Here is a 15,313-nt window from a genome sequence, read left to right on the forward strand (position 1 = left end):
TCAGCCGAGTGCAAGCGCGATGACGAACCACAGTACGCCGACGCCGACGAGCGCGAAGCCCACTGTCTTCGCCAATACGCGCTGGAGTTGGGTTGCCTCCTCCGGTGATTCCTTCCACGTCCGTGGAGACACGAAACTCCGGACCGACATCGGGCGACTGTACATGTAGACGCCCGCGGCGACGAAGATGAGCGAGGGGGCGAGTTCGGCGAGGCGCATCTTACAGTTCGGGTTCGATGTAGACGAAGTGGACCCGGTCGTCCGCCGCCTTGAGTCGGTCTTCGATGCCGGTGATGTAGTCGTCTATCTCTTCGGTGTCGAGTTCGGCGTCGAAACTCACGTCGAGTGCGAGAAGCAGTTTCTCGGGGCCGACGTAGGTGGCGCGGAACTTGTCGACGTGGGTGACGTGAGGGTCGTTCCGGACGATTTCACGCAGCTCCTGTTCTTCGCGGGTGGGGACGCTCTCGCCGATGAGCAGTCGCTTGTTCTCCCACGCGAGTGCGATGGCGAATCCCATGAGGAGGATACCGATGAGGAGCGCCGCGGCGGCGTCGAACATCTCGTTGCCCGTGATTTCGGTGAGGCCGATACCGACGAGCGCGAGCATCGCACCACCGAGTGCGACGGCGTCTTCGGTAAACGCCGTCAGTGTCGTCACGTCGCTCGTCTCGCGGAACGCCTGCACGAGGCCATCCCACTCGTACTCTACGATTTGCCGGCGGAGTTCGGCGTTCGCTTTCACGAACGCGTACGTCTCGAAGGCGATGGCGCCGAGGAGGATGGCGACGTTGACCCAGATGGGTTCTATCTCCATCCCGAGCAGGACGAGAGTTTCCGCACCGCCGCCGTGACCCGGATGCATCAGGGCCTCGTAGCCGTGTTTCGCCGACTCCCAGCCAGCGATGCCGAAGAGCATCACCGAGACGAGAAACGAGTAGAAGAACTGTGCTCTCCCGAATCCGAAGGGGTGCATCTGCGTCTCCTCGCGTTTGCTGTACCGAATGCCGATGAGGAGGAACACCTGATTGCCGGTGTCGGAGATGGAGTGGTACGTCTCCGAGAGCATGGAGGGACTTCCGGTCGCGAGAAAGCCGAGGAATTTCAGGATGGCGATGGCCCCATTCGCGAAGAGGGCGGCGACGACGACGGACGTACTGCCTGCCATGTCGTGGGGCACTCCCTCCGGGCGGATAGACCTTCCGCCACGGCCACATGTTCGCCATTCGTCCGACCTGAACCCACCTCCGTCCGGAAGACGGTAGCCTTCACTACCTTCGACACATAGGTGTGGTATGCTCGTCGTCGTCTCCGATACGCACAGCACAGACGGCCACCGCCTCACGGGTCGCACGCTCGAAGCGGTCCGCGAGGCTACTCTCGTCGTCCACGCGGGTGACTTCATGCGTGAATCCGTCCTCGACGCGTTCATCGACGAGTCCGAACAGTTCCTCGCCGTCTACGGGAACAACGACGGCCCGGAGATTCGCGCACGGATTCCCGAGGCACGGAACTTCACCTACGGCGGCGTGGAGTTCGCCATGACGCACACTCGTCGCGGCGGCGGCACCGCGCTCTCACTGTTCGGACGCGAACGCGGTGCCGACGCAGTCGTCTTCGGGCACAGTCACCGACCGACGTTCGATAGGACGGGTGCGATTCCACTCGTCAATCCGGGGAGCCACGCACAACCGCGCGGGAACCGGAAGGCACACGCAGAGTTCGAGGAACTCCCTGGCGGTGGCCTCCGAGGGCGACTCGTCACTGTCGATGGCGAGGTGTTCGAAACGTTCCGCGTCGCGCCCGGCGGGAACTGAGCGAGGGTGTCGGCGGAGGGCCGAAGAATCAGCGGGATGGGGACAGCGGGTCGTCGTCGGAAATCCGAGGCCACGTCGGTGGGGTCGGCGACGGTTGGGCAGGGGCACCAGTTGGGGGGCGATTCACCGTCGTTCGAGGGGCGGACGTGACCTCGTACTCATTCGTAGGAGCGTATCGATGAAATACGCAGCGTAAGCTCAAACAACCGTTTTAGTCACGGAGCAAACCGACTGCGACCCACGCCACGAGGACGGTCATCCCACCGAGGAAGAACAACGCTCCCGGTGAGAGCGACCCGACGAACTCGGCGAATCCGGGTGACCCACTGGTGACCTGTGCGGCCGTCTCGGTAACTGTCTGTGCGGCCGTCTCGGTAACCGTCTGTGCGGCCGTCGTCGCTGGTTCTTCGGTCTGGATGGGTGTCGGCGTCTGAGTCGCCGTCTCGGCGACGGTTCTCGTCGCCTCGGCAGTCGTCTCGGCCGATTCGGTGGTCGTCGCCTCTGCGATACTGTACCCGTCGTCACCGGACGCTTCTGTCGCCGTCTCGGTGAGCGTCCGCGCCTGTTCCGTGGCCGTGGCGTTCACGTCGCCGCTGTCGCCAGTGTAGGAGACGGAGACGTCGCTCGTCGTCGACTCGTTTGCAGCACCACCTGCAGCACCGCCGTCGCCACCGCCGCTGGCCCCACCCAGTGCGAACGGTGAGAACGTGCCCGTCTGCGCGAGTCGGTTCAGTACCGCCGCACCGATGCCGAGGACGCCGACGCCACCGATGAGGCGTTTGAGGGCACCTTTGAGGCCGCGTGTCTCCTCGTCGCGCCCGGCGACGACGACGAGCGCTCGGTCGGAGGGGGCGTAGACGTTCATCTCGCGGCCTTTCTCGGAGTAGCGCGTCCCTGTGACTTCGATGAGTCCAGACTCCGAGAGATTGCCGAGGTGGTACTGAACGTTCTGTAACGAGGTATCGGCCACCGTGGCGAGTTCCGACGGTGTCGCCGGGGCTTCGTGGAGGGATGCGAGAATCGTCCGTGCCGTCGACGACGAGATGGCTCCGAGGAGTTCGTCCGCTTCGTCGCTATCGAGGCCGATGACCCGTGGGTCCCGGTCTTCCCGGTCTGGGTCGGGGTCGCTGGTGATGGAGGGGATGAGGTCGGCCATCTAGTCGCGCTACTCGCCTTCGCAGTAAAAAACATTGCTACCCTGTCACGTCCTCGCGCCGAAATGGCTATACCCCGGGCACTCGGAATGCTGGCACATGGCCGACCCTCTGGTCGTAGACGGCGTCGTCGATTTCCTCGCTGGAGACCCAGTGTTCACTGGGTTGCTCATCGTGATGTTGCTCTTCGTCTTCTTCGCGTATCTCCTCGTGCGCCGGACGCTGCTCGGCCTGCGCGAAGGCTACGACGACGCGAGACGCAGATAGGATGTCGGTATCTCTTCGGAACTGCACGCGAGGTGTCTTTCTGTGGTAGCAGTCTCGACGCTCGCGACGCTCGTCCTCGCTGCACTCTCGAGTCTGTTCATGGCGTGGGCCATCGGTGCCGGGTCGTCCGGTTCGACGCCGTTCGCACCTGCGGTCGGTGCCAACGCCATCTCGGTGATGCGTGCCGGGTTTATCGTCGGCCTGCTCGGGTTCGCCGGTGCGATTCTGCAGGGGGCCAACGTCACCAACGCCGTCGGTACCGAACTCATCGGTGGGGTTACGCTCTCCGTGGCGGCGGCAGTCGTCGCCCTGCTCACCGCCGCAATCCTCGTCGCATTCGGCGTCTTCACCGGCTATCCTATCGCGACGGCCTTTACCGTCACCGGCGCAGTCGTCGGTGTCGGACTCGCGATGGGTGGCGACCCCGCGTGGGCGAAGTACCAGCAAATCGTCACGCTGTGGGTGCTCACCCCGTTCGTCGGCGGCGGCGCGGCCTACGCCACCGCCCGGATGCTTCGGTCCGAGTGGGCCGCTGAGACGACGACTGTCCCCGTTCTCGCGGGCATCGTCGGCGTCCTCGTCGCGAACATGGAGTTCGCTGCCCTCGGGACGGGCGGTGGGTCCGCATCGGTCGCTCGCGCGTCTGCACTCGAACTCGCTGGCACCGGGTTCGGAGAGACGACGTGGTTCGTCGTGAGCGTCCTGTTCGTCGGCGTCGCCGCCGCGGGCGTCGTCGGTCGGTGGATGTACACCGACCCGACCCGTGGCCAGCGTCGGTTCCTGCTCGTCCTCGGTGGCCTCGTCGCCTTCTCCGCCGGTGGGAGTCAGGTGGGACTGGCAATCGGCCCGCTGGTCCCCCTGCTCGACGCCGTCACTGTCCCACTAATCGCACTCCTCGTCGGCGGTGGAATCGGCCTCCTCGTCGGGTCGTGGACGGGTGCCCCGCGGATGATTAAAGCGCTCGCACAGGACTACTCCTCGCTCGGCCCGCGGCGCTCTATCGCGGCGATGATTCCCTCGTTCGCCATCGCACAGACTGCCGTCGCACTCGGCGTCCCCGTCTCGTTCAACGAAATCATCGTCAGCGCCATCATCGGGTCTGGTTTCGCTGCCGGTGGGTCGGGCGTCTCGAAACGGAAGATGCTCTACACCGTCCTCGCGTGGGCCGGGTCGTTGGTGCTCGCGTTCGGCCTGGGCTACGGCGTCTTTACACTCCTGTCAAGCGTACTGTCTGTGTGAACGTTCGTGGTCTCCGAGTCGCCCTCGCCAACCTCGTCGCCGCTCTCTGGGCGGGGTTCGGTGTCTATCACGTCGCGATGGCCATCGTCACCGGTCTCTCGCTTCGCGGATTTGCCTTCGGTACCGTTGGTCTCGGTGGGTTCGCGCTGGCGATACAGTTCCGAAACCGAGCGACGTACCTCCGCGAGGGGACCGAAGACACCCGGCGGTTGATGCTCCTCGTCATCGTCGCACTCGCGCTCGTGTTACTCTCCTTTACGCTCCTCGGGTGACGCTTACGCTCCTCGGGTGGCGCTCGGTTACGTTTCGGGTAAAAACGAGTCTCCGACTCAGGCGTCGGATTCGACTTCTGCTTCTTCGTCGTCGTCTTCTTCCTCGTCGGGTTCGATACCCACGTTGGTCTGGATGCGCGCTTTCATGATGCGCGTGTTGTCCACCTGCTCGATGCGGATGACGATGTTGTCGTAGGTTATCTCTTCGCCCTCTTCGACGAGGCGGCCGGCGCGGTTGAAGATGAACCCAGCGAGCGTCTCGAACTCCTCTCCTTCGGGGAGTTCGATGTCGAGCATCTCGTTGACTTCGTCGATATTGACTTCGCCCCGGACGAGGAACGTGTTCTCGTCGACTTCCTCGAACGGTTCTTCCTCGTCGCCTTCGAGGATGTCACCGACGATTTCTTCGACCATGTCTTCGAGCGTGATGAGGCCCTCTGTGGTTCCGAACTCGTCGATGACGATGACCATCTGCATCCGCGTGTCCTGCATCTCGGCCATCAGTTCGTCCACGTTCTTCGACTCGGGGACGTGGAGCGTCGGCGAGACGATGTCGGCGAGGCCGACGCCGCGTTCGCCGTAGTACTTCTCGCGGACGAGGTTTCGGATGTTGACGATGCCGATGACGTTGTCGAGGTTCCCGTCGTAGACGGGGACTCGCTCGTGGTCCGCCTGCACACACGTCTCGATGGCTTCGTCGATGGTGGCGTCTTTCGGGACGGCGGTCATGTCGAGACGCGGCGTCATGACCTCCTTCGCGATGGTCGAGTTGAACCGGAAGATACGGTCGAGCATCTCGCGTTCTTCTTCTTCGATGACGCCCTCGCGTTCGCCCGTCTCGATGAGGTTCTGAATCTCGTCGCGGGTGACGTACGTCGTCTCGATGGCCGTCTGCCCACCGGTGATGCTGTTGATAATCCGCGTCAGGTAGTCGAAGAAGACGACCAGCGGGAGCAACAGCAGTTCCGCGTACTTCAGCGGTCGAGCGATTCTGAGCGCCCACGACTCGGTGTTCTCGACTGCGTACGACTTCGGCGCGCTCTCGCCGAACAGCAAGACGAGCGTGGTGATGCCGAGCGTCGAGATGAGCACCGACTCGCCGGGGCCGAAGTTGAGGACGGCGAGAAGCCCCGTCGCCAGCGCCGACATCGCGATGTTGACGATGTTGTTGCCGACGAGGATGGTGACGAGGAGACGATGCGGGTCGTCTTTGAGCGCCTTGACCCGCGTCGCTCCCGGGACCCCGTCTTCGACGAGCGAATCGACGCGGTGTTTCGCGAGCGAGAACATCGCAATCTCGGATGAAGAGAAGAACGCCGAGAGTGCGATGAGGACGAGAATCGCGGCCCCGCCGAGGACCGTTATCGTCGTGTCGTCCAGCGGGACGTCCGAGACCTGTACGGCCGCGAGGAACGCAGCTGGAAATGTTAGTAGCGGCGGCAAACCCATGTAACTATACAGTGTTGAGTGGCACCGGAATTAAGAGTTGCCCTCGCCGTCACCGCCAGACCGGAGCGTGGTGCCGAGACGCCGGAACGCCCCACCTCGCGGTGACAACCGAGTCGCTGTACGGCATTGCGGCGGAGATACCCGCGAGCGAAGGGCTTAGGCGGGACTCTTCCCAACGTGCCCCCATGACAGACGACCAGCCGGCGATTACACTGTATCGGTTACAGGCGTGTCCGTACTGCGAACGCGTCGTTCGCGTCCTCGACGACCAGGGACTGGACTACCGTTCGCGCTTCGTCGAACCGATGCACTCCGACCGCAACGTCGTCAAGCGCGTCTCCGGGAAGCGAACCGTCCCCGCCATCGTCGACGAGAACACCGGCGTCACGATGTCCGAATCCGCCAACATCGTAGAGTACCTCGAAAACACCTACGGCAACGGAGAGGTGGCATAATGGTCGACTTCGACGTCGTCGAACTCCCACCACACGACGCGCCCGGCGTCGGTGACACGGCACCCGACTTCACTCGCCCCCTGGTCAACGAGGAGTTCTGGGAGGACACTGCGCTGTCGGACCTGACCGACGAGGGTCCCGTCCTCCTCGTCTTCCACACGATGGACGGGGCGTTCCCCTCGACGTACGTCTGGAACAACCTGCGTGACCGTGGCGTCACACAGGAGATTCAGAGCGTCGGCGTCTCCATCTCGTCGCCGTACGAACACAAGACGTTCGTCGAAGAACGCGAGGTCGACGCGCGGTTCTTCTCGGACCCCGCGGCGGACGTCGCGACGGCGTACGGCATCGAAAACGACCTCGACAACATGACGGGCGTCACCGAACACCGCCCCGCCGTCTTCCTCCTCGACGAGGACCGGACGGTCCAGTATCGGTGGGTCGCCGACGAGTGGCCCGACTTCCCCGACTACGACGACATCGTGGCCGCCGTCGACGACGTCTAACCCCGTTTCGTCACCCTTTTTCGCCCCTCGCTCTTTTCGTCGGTCATGAGCGACGACGACCTGACAGAGGCGGCAGACGCCATCCGCCGTGGTGAGGCCGTGGTCTATCCGACCGAGACTGTCTACGGGATGGGTGCGGACGCGACGAACTCGGACGCCGTCGAACGCGTCTTCGACATCAAGGGCCGCCCCCGAGACAACCCGCTCTCTGCAGGCTTTCCGGACGTCGACGCCGCACTCGAATACGTCGTCGCCGACGAGATGGAAGACGCGTTCATGCGCCGATTCCTCCCCGGTCCCGTTACCGTCGTCGTCGAACGCCGCGAGTCGCTCCCTGACGTCCTCGTCGCCGGACGTGACCGGGTCGGGGTACGCGTCCCCGACCACGAACTCGCACGTGACCTGTTCCGTGCGGCCGGAACACCCGTGACGGCGACGAGCGCCAACCGCTCGGGGACCGGCAGTATCACGCATCCGTCGCAACTCTCCGCGGAGATTCGCGACGCCGTCGCTTTTGTCCTCGACGGGGGAACCACACCCGGAACCGAGAGCACCGTCGTGGACCCCGGACGTGGAATTATCCATCGACGCGGCGCGATGGCGGACGAAATCGAAGCGTGGCTAGAAGCCAACGAGTGACTTCAGAGAGCGCGTCTTGACGCCACACTCCTGCCGGTAGGCACACTCGTCACACTTCGCGGAGTCACGGAGTCGCGGCGGGACGAAGTCGAGTTCTCGGGCGACTCGAAGCGCTCGCCGGTAGGCCGCTTTGTTTCTCGTCGTGAGGCGAACCCTCCGGACGACACCGACGGCGGGATACTCGACGAAGGCGGACGAGACGCTCTCTTCGCGCTCCCACGCCAACGCTTTCGCCAGTGCGACGACCCGAACTCGTTGGGGTTCCCACACGCCACGGTCCGGCGGCGTCCCCGGTGAGACGAACGACGGAACCGGTGGGTCACCGACGAGTTTGTGCGCGATACCGCGACAGTCCTTCCCCGTGAGTCGAACGTCTCGGCCGACCGGATTCGAAAGCGCGTCCCACGCGTCTCGCTCACGTAATCGGCGGAGTGTCTGCCGATAGGCCGTGGGCGTCGTCGCTATCGGCCGCGTCGTGAGTTCGTCGTCGGCGGCGGCGAGGAGCGTCGGATACTCGAACGCGAGGGCGCGGATTTCCTGCACGTCGGGCGGTGGTTCTCGGTTCTCGTCGCGGCGAGCGTAGTACAACTGGCGCGGACAGTACGCGGCGCGAGCGAGGTCAGAGAGGGCGACTCGATTCGACACGACCCGTCTGGCCCCGTCTTCGTATAAGTACCTTCGTCGTGAGTCGTCGGCATCGTCGCCCCGTGGAAAACGAGCGTTGTGGAGAAATGGGTGTTTTGTAACTCGAAGAGTCACGATACTCTGGCTGAGAACGTGGTTTTTGGCGTATTCGGCGGAGAAACCTGCCGAGAGGCACGAACAGTATTGCGAATAATAGGAAACACTATCTTAAGACTTAATTAGACACGGCGGGGAACTCCCGCCAGAAACGCGGCCGATTCGCCGTACACACGAGAACGATGGTCCCACTCCGCTGCCACGATGGTTGAACTGCTCTCGCTCGCCCTCGTCGTCGTCGCCACGACAGTCAGTCTGTTCATGGCGTGGATAATCGGTGCCGGGTCGGCGGGTGCGACGCCCTTCGCGCCGGCAGTCGGTGCGAACGCCATCTCGATAATGCGGGCGGGCCTCGTCGTCGGCGTCATCGCCTTTTTCGGTGCCGTCGTACAGGGTGAGAGCGTCTCGTCCGCCATCGGGACGGGTCTCATAGACGGCGTCTCCCTGTCGCCAGTCGCGGCAGTCGTCGTCTTGCTCCTCGCGGGCGGACTCATGGCCGCCGGCATCGTCACGGGGATTCCAATCGCGACGGCGTTCACCGTCACCGGTGCCGTCATCGGAATCGGAATGGCCCTCGGCGGCACACCCGCGTGGACGAAGTACCAAGAAATCGCGTCGGTGTGGGTGCTCACCCCGTTCGTCGGTGGCGGACTCGCGTACGGACTCGCACGCGTGCTCTCTCGCGAGTGGGCACCCGAATCTATCTGTATCCCGGTGTTGGCCGCGAGCGTCAGCGCCGTCGTCGCGAACATCGAGTTCGCCGTCCTCGGTGGCGACACCGGCAGTCAGTCGCTCGCTGGGACGCTCGGCGCGTCTCTCACACCGGTGACCGCACGTGGGTCGCTCGTCGTGACGCTGCTCTTCGCCGTCGTCGCCGCCGCCGTCGTCCGCTTCGACATCCACCGTGACGAACACCGGGCGATGAACCGCTTCCTGCTCACCCTCGGGTCGCTCGTCGCCTTCTCCGCCGGTGGGTCACAGGTCGGACTCGCCGTCGGCCCGTTGTTGCCACTCTTCGATACGATGGCGATTCCACTCGTCGCAGTGCTCGTCGGCGGCGGGTTCGGTATCCTCGTCGGCGCGTGGATGGGCGCGCCGCGGATGATTAAATCGCTCTCGCAGGATTACTCCTCGCTCGGTCCGCGTCGGGCGATTTCGGCGCTGATTCCGTCGTTCCTCATCGCACAGGCCGCCGTCTTCCTCGGCGTCCCCGTCTCGTTCAACGAAATCGTCGTCTCTGCCATCATCGGGAGTGGTGCGGCTATCACCGGCGGTGCGGGAATCAGTCGCGGGAAGATTCTCAAGACGCTCGGCGCGTGGACTGGGTCGTTCGCCCTCTCGTTCGTTGCCGGCTATCTCCTGTTCGCCGCCATCGCGATGCTTCCGTAGGCCGTCTCTCGACGACGACACCCGGATAGCGACGCCGGAGGTGTCACTTGTGTGATTTAATAGGCGTCTCCCCCTACGTGTCTCCCATGGCCTCGACGCCTTCTCTCTCACCCCTGCGAATGACGCGCCCCGAACTCGCGGTGTTCGTCTCCGGCGTCACGTCCATGGGGTTAGAGATACTCGCCGGTCGGATGATTGCCCCCGAGTTCGGCAGCAGCATCTACACGTGGGGGAGCATCATCGGCGTCTTCCTCGCGGCGCTGAGTCTCGGCTATCACCGTGGCGGACAGCAAGCGAAACTGGCGTCGAACGACAGACTCGTCCGCGTGTTCATCGCCACGGCGACGTACATCGCGGGCGTCATCCTCCTCGGCGACGTCTTCTTGCAGTCGGCGGCGGGACTCCCCTTACCGAGTCGGTTCGCGTCGCTCCCGGCGATTACGTTGCTCTTCGGCCCACCGACGTACCTCCTCGGATACATCAGTCCGTACGCGGCGGAACTGTCCGGCCAGTCCGAAGTCGGGGCGGCGTCGGGACACGTCTACGCGGTGGGGACCATCGGGAGCATCGTCGGCGCGTTCGCCACCACGTTCGTCCTCATTCCATCACTCAGCGTCCCGCAAATCGGACTGGTCCTCGGGGGCATCTCTGTCGGCACCGCCGTCGTCCTCGCCCGCCCAAACATCACCCGGCAGGAGGCGTACTGGAGCGTCGGCGTCAGCATCCTCCTCGTCCTCGCCGCCGTCTCTGGCGGTATCGGCCTCGATAGCGCCGGAACGACGGTCTACCACACCCAGACTGCCTATCAGGAACTCCGCGTCGTCGATGCGGGAGATACACGAACTCTCTATCTCGACGGCCAACCACACAGCGCGATGGATTTAGACGACCCGACGCGCCACGTCTTCGACTACACCTCGTACTTCCACGTCCCGTTCCTCCTGTCGGACGACATCGACCGGGTGTTGTTCGTCGGTGGCGGCGGGTTCACCGGGCCGCGGGTGTTTCTGGAGAAATATCCGAACGTGACCGTCGACGTGGTGGAAATCGACCCCGAGGTAGTCTCCGTCGCAAAGCAGTACTTCCGGGTCGAAGAGTCCGACCGCCTCAACATCTACACGATGGACGGCCGGAAGTATCTCCGGGAGACGAATCAGACGTACGACCTCATCGTCCTCGACGCCTACCGCAAGGACAAGGTGCCGTTCCAGTTGACGACGGTGGAGTTCATGCGACTTACATCTGACCGCCTCGACGAGGACGGAATCCTCTTTGCGAACGTCATCTCCGCACCGTCCGGTCCCGCCTCGCAGTTCTACCGCGCGGAGTACAAGACGATGCGACAGGTCTACCCGCAGGTGTACAGTTTCCCCACCGCCGGGAGCGTGGTCGTCCAGAATATCGAGGTGGTGGCGACGAAGGACTCGACGCTCGTGACACACGACGAGTTACAACAGCGGAACCAACGGCGCGACATCGGTATCGACCTCGCCGCCGAAGTGTCGTCGTATCGGGACGACGAACCCACCGACGACGTACCACTCTTGCGAGACGACCGTGCACCAGTCGATAGCTTGCTGGACCCGATGGTCGGCCAACGATACGTCATTCAAAAGGCCAACGAGAGTGAGGAAAACGTGACGACGACGGCGGCACGGTCGCTCGACGCACCGATAGTGACACGATGAGTGCCGAGGTGCAATCCCACGAAGACGAACTCCGATACGGCGCTTGATTGTCTACCATCACGTGATAATTACACAACAAATACGTGCTACATTTGGGTGATGTCTGAGAATTAACAAAATCTATATCGGTCCGAGAGCGGAACTGGTGAGGTATGGAACGCCCTCCGGAGGGGGATGGGGAGTCACCAGCGGTAACCTCGGGCGAACGAACTCTCGAAGTGTTGTTCGAAGTCGAGCTTCCAGGCGGTAGTTGCTGCATGCTCTCGGACCCTGATTCGAGAGTCGGTAACGTCCACAACCAAATTTGCGATGGCGTCTGCCACGCAGAGGTGACTGTCCACAACGAAGAAGAGGACACGGCCCACGTCGTCCACGCGAGTAACCGAATCGGAGACGACTGTCTCTGTCTCGCGTTCAACGATGTCGGGTGTGTCCCACGAATCAAGAGCGCACACGACGGCGTCCTCCTCATCGAGACGTACCTCTCGGACCGTTCGGTCATCAGTGAACTGGTCGAACGCCTCGACGAGGTCGCAGAGTCGGTCAGTCTCCGACGACTCACCAGCAACGATAGGACGAACCCCGTCGGATCGACGTCGACCACGATCGACCTCTCGCGACTCACGTCGAAGCAGCGTGAGGCAGCGACGCTCGCCGTGAGCAGAGGGTACTACGAGACGCCTCGGAAGACGTCGCTCGAAGAACTGTCGAACGTGCTCGGCATCTCGAAGTCGGCGCTCTCACAGCGACTGAACGTCGTCGAATCGAAGCTCGCGACGGCGGCGTTCGACCCGTAGTCCGCACTGGAACACTCCCCCTCGGGCCACCTCGTTTCGTGAGTGTGATTGACATCCGTGACCCCGATTAACACCCGGTAGCGGCCTTCTATCAGCCATTTATCGATTCTGTTATAAAGAGGTTGATTATCAAGCGGACGCCCTACCGAACTCCGTCTCTAGAGCTCATCTGTAGCCATGAGTGACCCACAGGAGCCGAGATTGACGCCACTCCCTGAGTGGGAAGAAGAGGCAACCGAGATTCTGGATGGCGTCGAGTACGACGCTGACCTGGGGATGCGGATGGCTCGTGACGCTATTCGCGTCTCGAACGGCGAGATGACCGACGCCGAGTTCCACGAGAAGTACCACGAGGAGGTAGTCGCGGAGTTCGGTGAAGACAAGCGGCCGACTGAACCGGAGGAATTCTAAGATGAGTGATGGAGACGGTGTACATCGACGTGAGGTGTTGAAAGCCGGCGGTGCTGCCGCCGCGCTCGGACTCGGCGGGAGTGGGTTCGGAAAGACACTCGTCGAGTTTGGGGACGACCCGAAATCGAAGGGTAACCCGGGAATCGAGAGTTTCGTCGGGCAGAACGAGGTCATTCAGACCGTCTGTTCGCCCAACTGTCGGGGGAAATGTCCCATCGACGTTCACGTTCGAGACGGACAGGTAAAGAAAGTCGAACCACACCCGCCCGAAGACGAACGCTACAAACGCGCTTGCGTCCTCGGGTTGTCACACACCCAGCGCGCCTACGACCCGACCCGACTGAAGTATCCGATGAAGCGGACGGACTGGTCGCCGGACGACCCCAACGGGGCCGGACGGGGGCCAGACGCCGAGTTCGAACGTATCGAGTGGGACGAGGCACTGGACCTCGTCGCCGGCAAGATGCAGTCGCTGAAGTCCGAACACGGCGCGGAGAGCGTCCTCTTCCACGAAGGGTCCGGGAACTACGGCCAGACTGGGAAGTCGTTCAACCGACTGGCCTCGCTGTTCGGTGCGACCCAGTCCGGATGGGGAATCGACGCCAACGTGGGACGCGGGTTCAACCGCGTCACCGGCGTCGGCTTCTTCCTGCCGCCGACGAACGAGGCTGAAGACTGGGAGAACGCGAACACCATCATCGTCTGGGGGTCCGACATCTTCTCCAGTCAGTTCCAGATGGACGCCTCGAAGATTCTCGACGCCGTCGAGAACGGGGCGAAACTCGTCGTCGTCGACCCGGTGTACACGACGACGGCGGCGAAAGCCGACCTGTGGCTTCCGGTCAAGCCGGGCAAAGACGTGTATCTCGCGCTCGCGATGATGCATACCGTCTTCGAAGAGGGAACCTACGACGAAGACTTCATCCGGAGTCGGACGACTGCGCCCGCACTGATTGACAAGGACACTGGCGAACTGCTCCGCGCGAGCGAAGTCTTCGAAGACGGCAGCGAAGACCAGGTCGTCGCCATCGAGCAGGGGACCGAAGAACCGGTCGCACTCGAACCCGAAACCGGCGGCCCGTACGCCCTCTTCGGCGAGTACACCATCGACGGTGTCGAGTACGTGACTGCGCTGACGACGCTCAAAGAGCACGCGGCGGAGTACGCACCCGAGAAGATTGCCGAGAAGACCGGCGTCAAAGCGCAGAACATCCGGACTGCGGCGCGCTGGCTCGCGACCCGTGGCCCCGGCGGCATCGCGCCGAGTTACGCACTCGGTCGGTACACCCACGGCCACATCTTCGGACAGGCCTACGCCATCTTGATGGCACTCACGGGCGACTACGGCCGAAGCGGAAACATCCACGCCCACCACTCCGGTGGGACGGTGCTCAGCGCCGGCGACTGGTCCGCACCCGAGGGCTCGAACCCCGGGCCGAAGATGTACTTCCCCGACTACCCCGACTCGATGTTAGACGGCGAACCCCACAAGGTCAGAGCCGTCTACTCCATCGAGTCGAACATGATGGGGAACCAGTTCCCCGACCGCAAAAAGTTCAAGAAGGCTATCGAGAGCCTCGAGATGTACGTGGTCGCAGACATGCACCACACGGACACGGTCCAACACGCCGACATCATCCTCCCCGTTCCGCACTGGTTCGAACAGGAGGACATCGCCTCTGGCTGGGGTTCACACCCGCACCTCGGCTACCGGCACAAAGTCCAAGAACCGCTCTGGGAGAGCAAAGACGACTACTACGCGGTTCGCGGCATCGCAGAGCGTCTCGGATACGGTGACCGGTTCCCCGAGACGAAACGCGAGATGCTCCGCGAACTCGTCAGCAGGGACCCCGACATCGACTTCGAGACGATATTCGAACAGGGGACCCAGCGGAAACAGAGCGTCTCGGTCATCAAGTACACCGACGCGTTCCCGACGCAGACCGGTCGCCTCGAGTTGTACAACGAGGACCCGCCGAGCGAGAAGGGTGTCTCGTTCGACCTGCCGCGTCCGGTCGAAGACCGGACGGCCGACGACTACGAGAAGAAAGACCAGTACCCGCTGATGTTCATGCAGAAACACAGCAGGTTCCGCATCCACTCACAGTACGAGATGGTGAACTGGGTGCGGGAGGTCAACCCAGAACCGCAGTTGGACATCCACCCACGGGACGCGAAAGCCCGTGGTATCGACGACGGCGACTACGTCCGCGTGTACAACGAACGCGGTGAGATGGTCGTCAAGGCGAAGTACAACGAGGCGTTCCAGCCCGGGCTGGTCAACACCGACCAGGGCTGGTGGTCCCGTGACTACGTCAGGGGGCACCACAACGACCTGACCCACAACGAGGTCAGCGAAGTCGGCCAGACGATGGCGTTCTACGACGTCCGCGTCGAAGTCGAACCAGCCCCCGACGCCGATGCAGAGATGTACGAAGGAAACAACCCACGCGGTGCCGATGCAGAGGCCCCGCGAGCAGGAGGTGACTGAT

At 63.1% G+C, this 15,313-nt stretch carries 17 protein-coding genes; 12 read left to right on the plus strand and 5 right to left on the minus strand.

Going from position 1 to position 15,313, the window contains the following annotated elements; genetic code table 11:
* Positions 1-219 (minus strand): hypothetical protein, encoded by a 219-nt coding sequence (locus ACK3R5_RS00570; RefSeq protein ID WP_411967733.1) that lies wholly within the window; start codon positions 217-219, stop codon positions 1-3.
* A gap of 1 nt (position 220) precedes the next feature.
* Entirely contained in the window at positions 221-1,165 is a 945-nt protein-coding gene (locus ACK3R5_RS00575; protein WP_411965145.1) for a cation diffusion facilitator family transporter, read from the minus strand.
* 127 nt (positions 1,166-1,292) lie between these two features.
* Between ACK3R5_RS00575 and ACK3R5_RS00580 the strand changes: the two genes are divergently transcribed.
* Entirely contained in the window at positions 1,293-1,814 is a 522-nt protein-coding gene (locus ACK3R5_RS00580) for a metallophosphoesterase (protein WP_411965146.1), read from the plus strand.
* 211 nt (positions 1,815-2,025) lie between these two features.
* Here the strand turns inward: ACK3R5_RS00580 and ACK3R5_RS00585 are convergent, their stop codons facing one another.
* Positions 2,026-2,970, minus strand: a complete 945-nt coding sequence (locus ACK3R5_RS00585; protein ID WP_411967734.1) for an ArsR/SmtB family transcription factor — start codon at positions 2,968-2,970, stop codon at positions 2,026-2,028.
* A gap of 97 nt (positions 2,971-3,067) precedes the next feature.
* Between ACK3R5_RS00585 and ACK3R5_RS00590 the strand changes: the two genes are divergently transcribed.
* From ACK3R5_RS00590 to ACK3R5_RS00600, 3 genes are read left to right on the plus strand one after another with little or no spacing between them, the layout of a single operon-like run.
* A complete protein-coding gene (locus ACK3R5_RS00590; protein ID WP_411965148.1) occupies positions 3,068-3,235 on the plus strand; it encodes a hypothetical protein in 168 nt (55 codons plus the stop codon).
* 42 nt (positions 3,236-3,277) lie between these two features.
* On the plus strand, positions 3,278-4,474 hold the full coding sequence (locus ACK3R5_RS00595) for an anion permease (protein ID WP_411965149.1): 1,197 nt from the start codon (positions 3,278-3,280) through the stop codon (positions 4,472-4,474).
* The gene (locus ACK3R5_RS00600) at positions 4,471-4,746 is read left to right on the plus strand and encodes a hypothetical protein (RefSeq protein WP_411965150.1); all 276 of its coding nucleotides are present in this window, start codon (positions 4,471-4,473) and stop codon (positions 4,744-4,746) included. Before ACK3R5_RS00595 ends, ACK3R5_RS00600 begins: the two co-directional genes overlap by 4 nt.
* Positions 4,747-4,803: 57 nt before the next feature.
* Here the strand turns inward: ACK3R5_RS00600 and ACK3R5_RS00605 are convergent, their stop codons facing one another.
* Positions 4,804-6,195 (minus strand): hemolysin family protein, encoded by a 1,392-nt coding sequence (locus ACK3R5_RS00605; RefSeq protein ID WP_411965151.1) that lies wholly within the window; start codon positions 6,193-6,195, stop codon positions 4,804-4,806.
* A 185-nt stretch (positions 6,196-6,380) separates the two neighbouring features.
* On the opposite strand from ACK3R5_RS00605, the gene ACK3R5_RS00610 reads away from it, so the two are divergent.
* From ACK3R5_RS00610 to ACK3R5_RS00620, 3 genes are read left to right on the plus strand one after another with little or no spacing between them, the layout of a single operon-like run.
* The gene (locus ACK3R5_RS00610; RefSeq protein WP_411965152.1) at positions 6,381-6,650 is read left to right on the plus strand and encodes a glutaredoxin family protein; all 270 of its coding nucleotides are present in this window, start codon (positions 6,381-6,383) and stop codon (positions 6,648-6,650) included.
* A complete protein-coding gene (locus tag ACK3R5_RS00615; RefSeq protein WP_411965153.1) occupies positions 6,650-7,156 on the plus strand; it encodes a redoxin domain-containing protein in 507 nt (168 codons plus the stop codon). Before ACK3R5_RS00610 ends, ACK3R5_RS00615 begins: the two co-directional genes overlap by 1 nt.
* A gap of 45 nt (positions 7,157-7,201) precedes the next feature.
* Positions 7,202-7,795, plus strand: coding sequence for an L-threonylcarbamoyladenylate synthase (locus ACK3R5_RS00620; RefSeq protein ID WP_411967735.1), 594 nt, complete (start codon positions 7,202-7,204; stop codon positions 7,793-7,795).
* Here ACK3R5_RS00620 and ACK3R5_RS00625 read toward each other — a convergent pair.
* Entirely contained in the window at positions 7,778-8,440 is a 663-nt protein-coding gene (locus ACK3R5_RS00625) for a hypothetical protein (protein WP_411967736.1), read from the minus strand. The genes ACK3R5_RS00620 and ACK3R5_RS00625 overlap by 18 nt on opposite strands.
* A gap of 300 nt (positions 8,441-8,740) precedes the next feature.
* Here ACK3R5_RS00625 and ACK3R5_RS00630 point away from each other — a divergent pair, with 300 nt between their 5' ends.
* The 5 genes from ACK3R5_RS00630 to ACK3R5_RS00650 all read left to right on the plus strand — a co-directional run bounded on the left by ACK3R5_RS00630 (position 8,741) and on the right by ACK3R5_RS00650 (position 15,312).
* Positions 8,741-9,925, plus strand: a complete 1,185-nt coding sequence (locus ACK3R5_RS00630; protein ID WP_411967737.1) for an anion permease — start codon at positions 8,741-8,743, stop codon at positions 9,923-9,925.
* 86 nt (positions 9,926-10,011) lie between these two features.
* Positions 10,012-11,613: a spermidine synthase gene (locus tag ACK3R5_RS00635; protein ID WP_411967738.1), complete on the plus strand. Its 1,602-nt coding sequence runs from the start codon at positions 10,012-10,014 to the stop codon at positions 11,611-11,613.
* A gap of 152 nt (positions 11,614-11,765) precedes the next feature.
* Positions 11,766-12,410, plus strand: a complete 645-nt coding sequence (locus ACK3R5_RS00640; RefSeq protein ID WP_411965158.1) for a helix-turn-helix domain-containing protein — start codon at positions 11,766-11,768, stop codon at positions 12,408-12,410.
* A gap of 177 nt (positions 12,411-12,587) precedes the next feature.
* Positions 12,588-12,821, plus strand: a complete 234-nt coding sequence (locus tag ACK3R5_RS00645; protein WP_411965159.1) for a 4Fe-4S ferredoxin N-terminal domain-containing protein — start codon at positions 12,588-12,590, stop codon at positions 12,819-12,821.
* A gap of 1 nt (position 12,822) precedes the next feature.
* Positions 12,823-15,312 (plus strand): molybdopterin-dependent oxidoreductase, encoded by a 2,490-nt coding sequence (locus ACK3R5_RS00650; RefSeq protein ID WP_411967739.1) that lies wholly within the window; start codon positions 12,823-12,825, stop codon positions 15,310-15,312.
* Position 15,313 lies beyond the last annotated feature (1 nt).

Source organism: Haloferax sp. YSSS75 (genome assembly GCF_046764215.1).
Classification (GTDB): Archaea; Halobacteriota; Halobacteria; order Halobacteriales; family Haloferacaceae; genus Haloferax.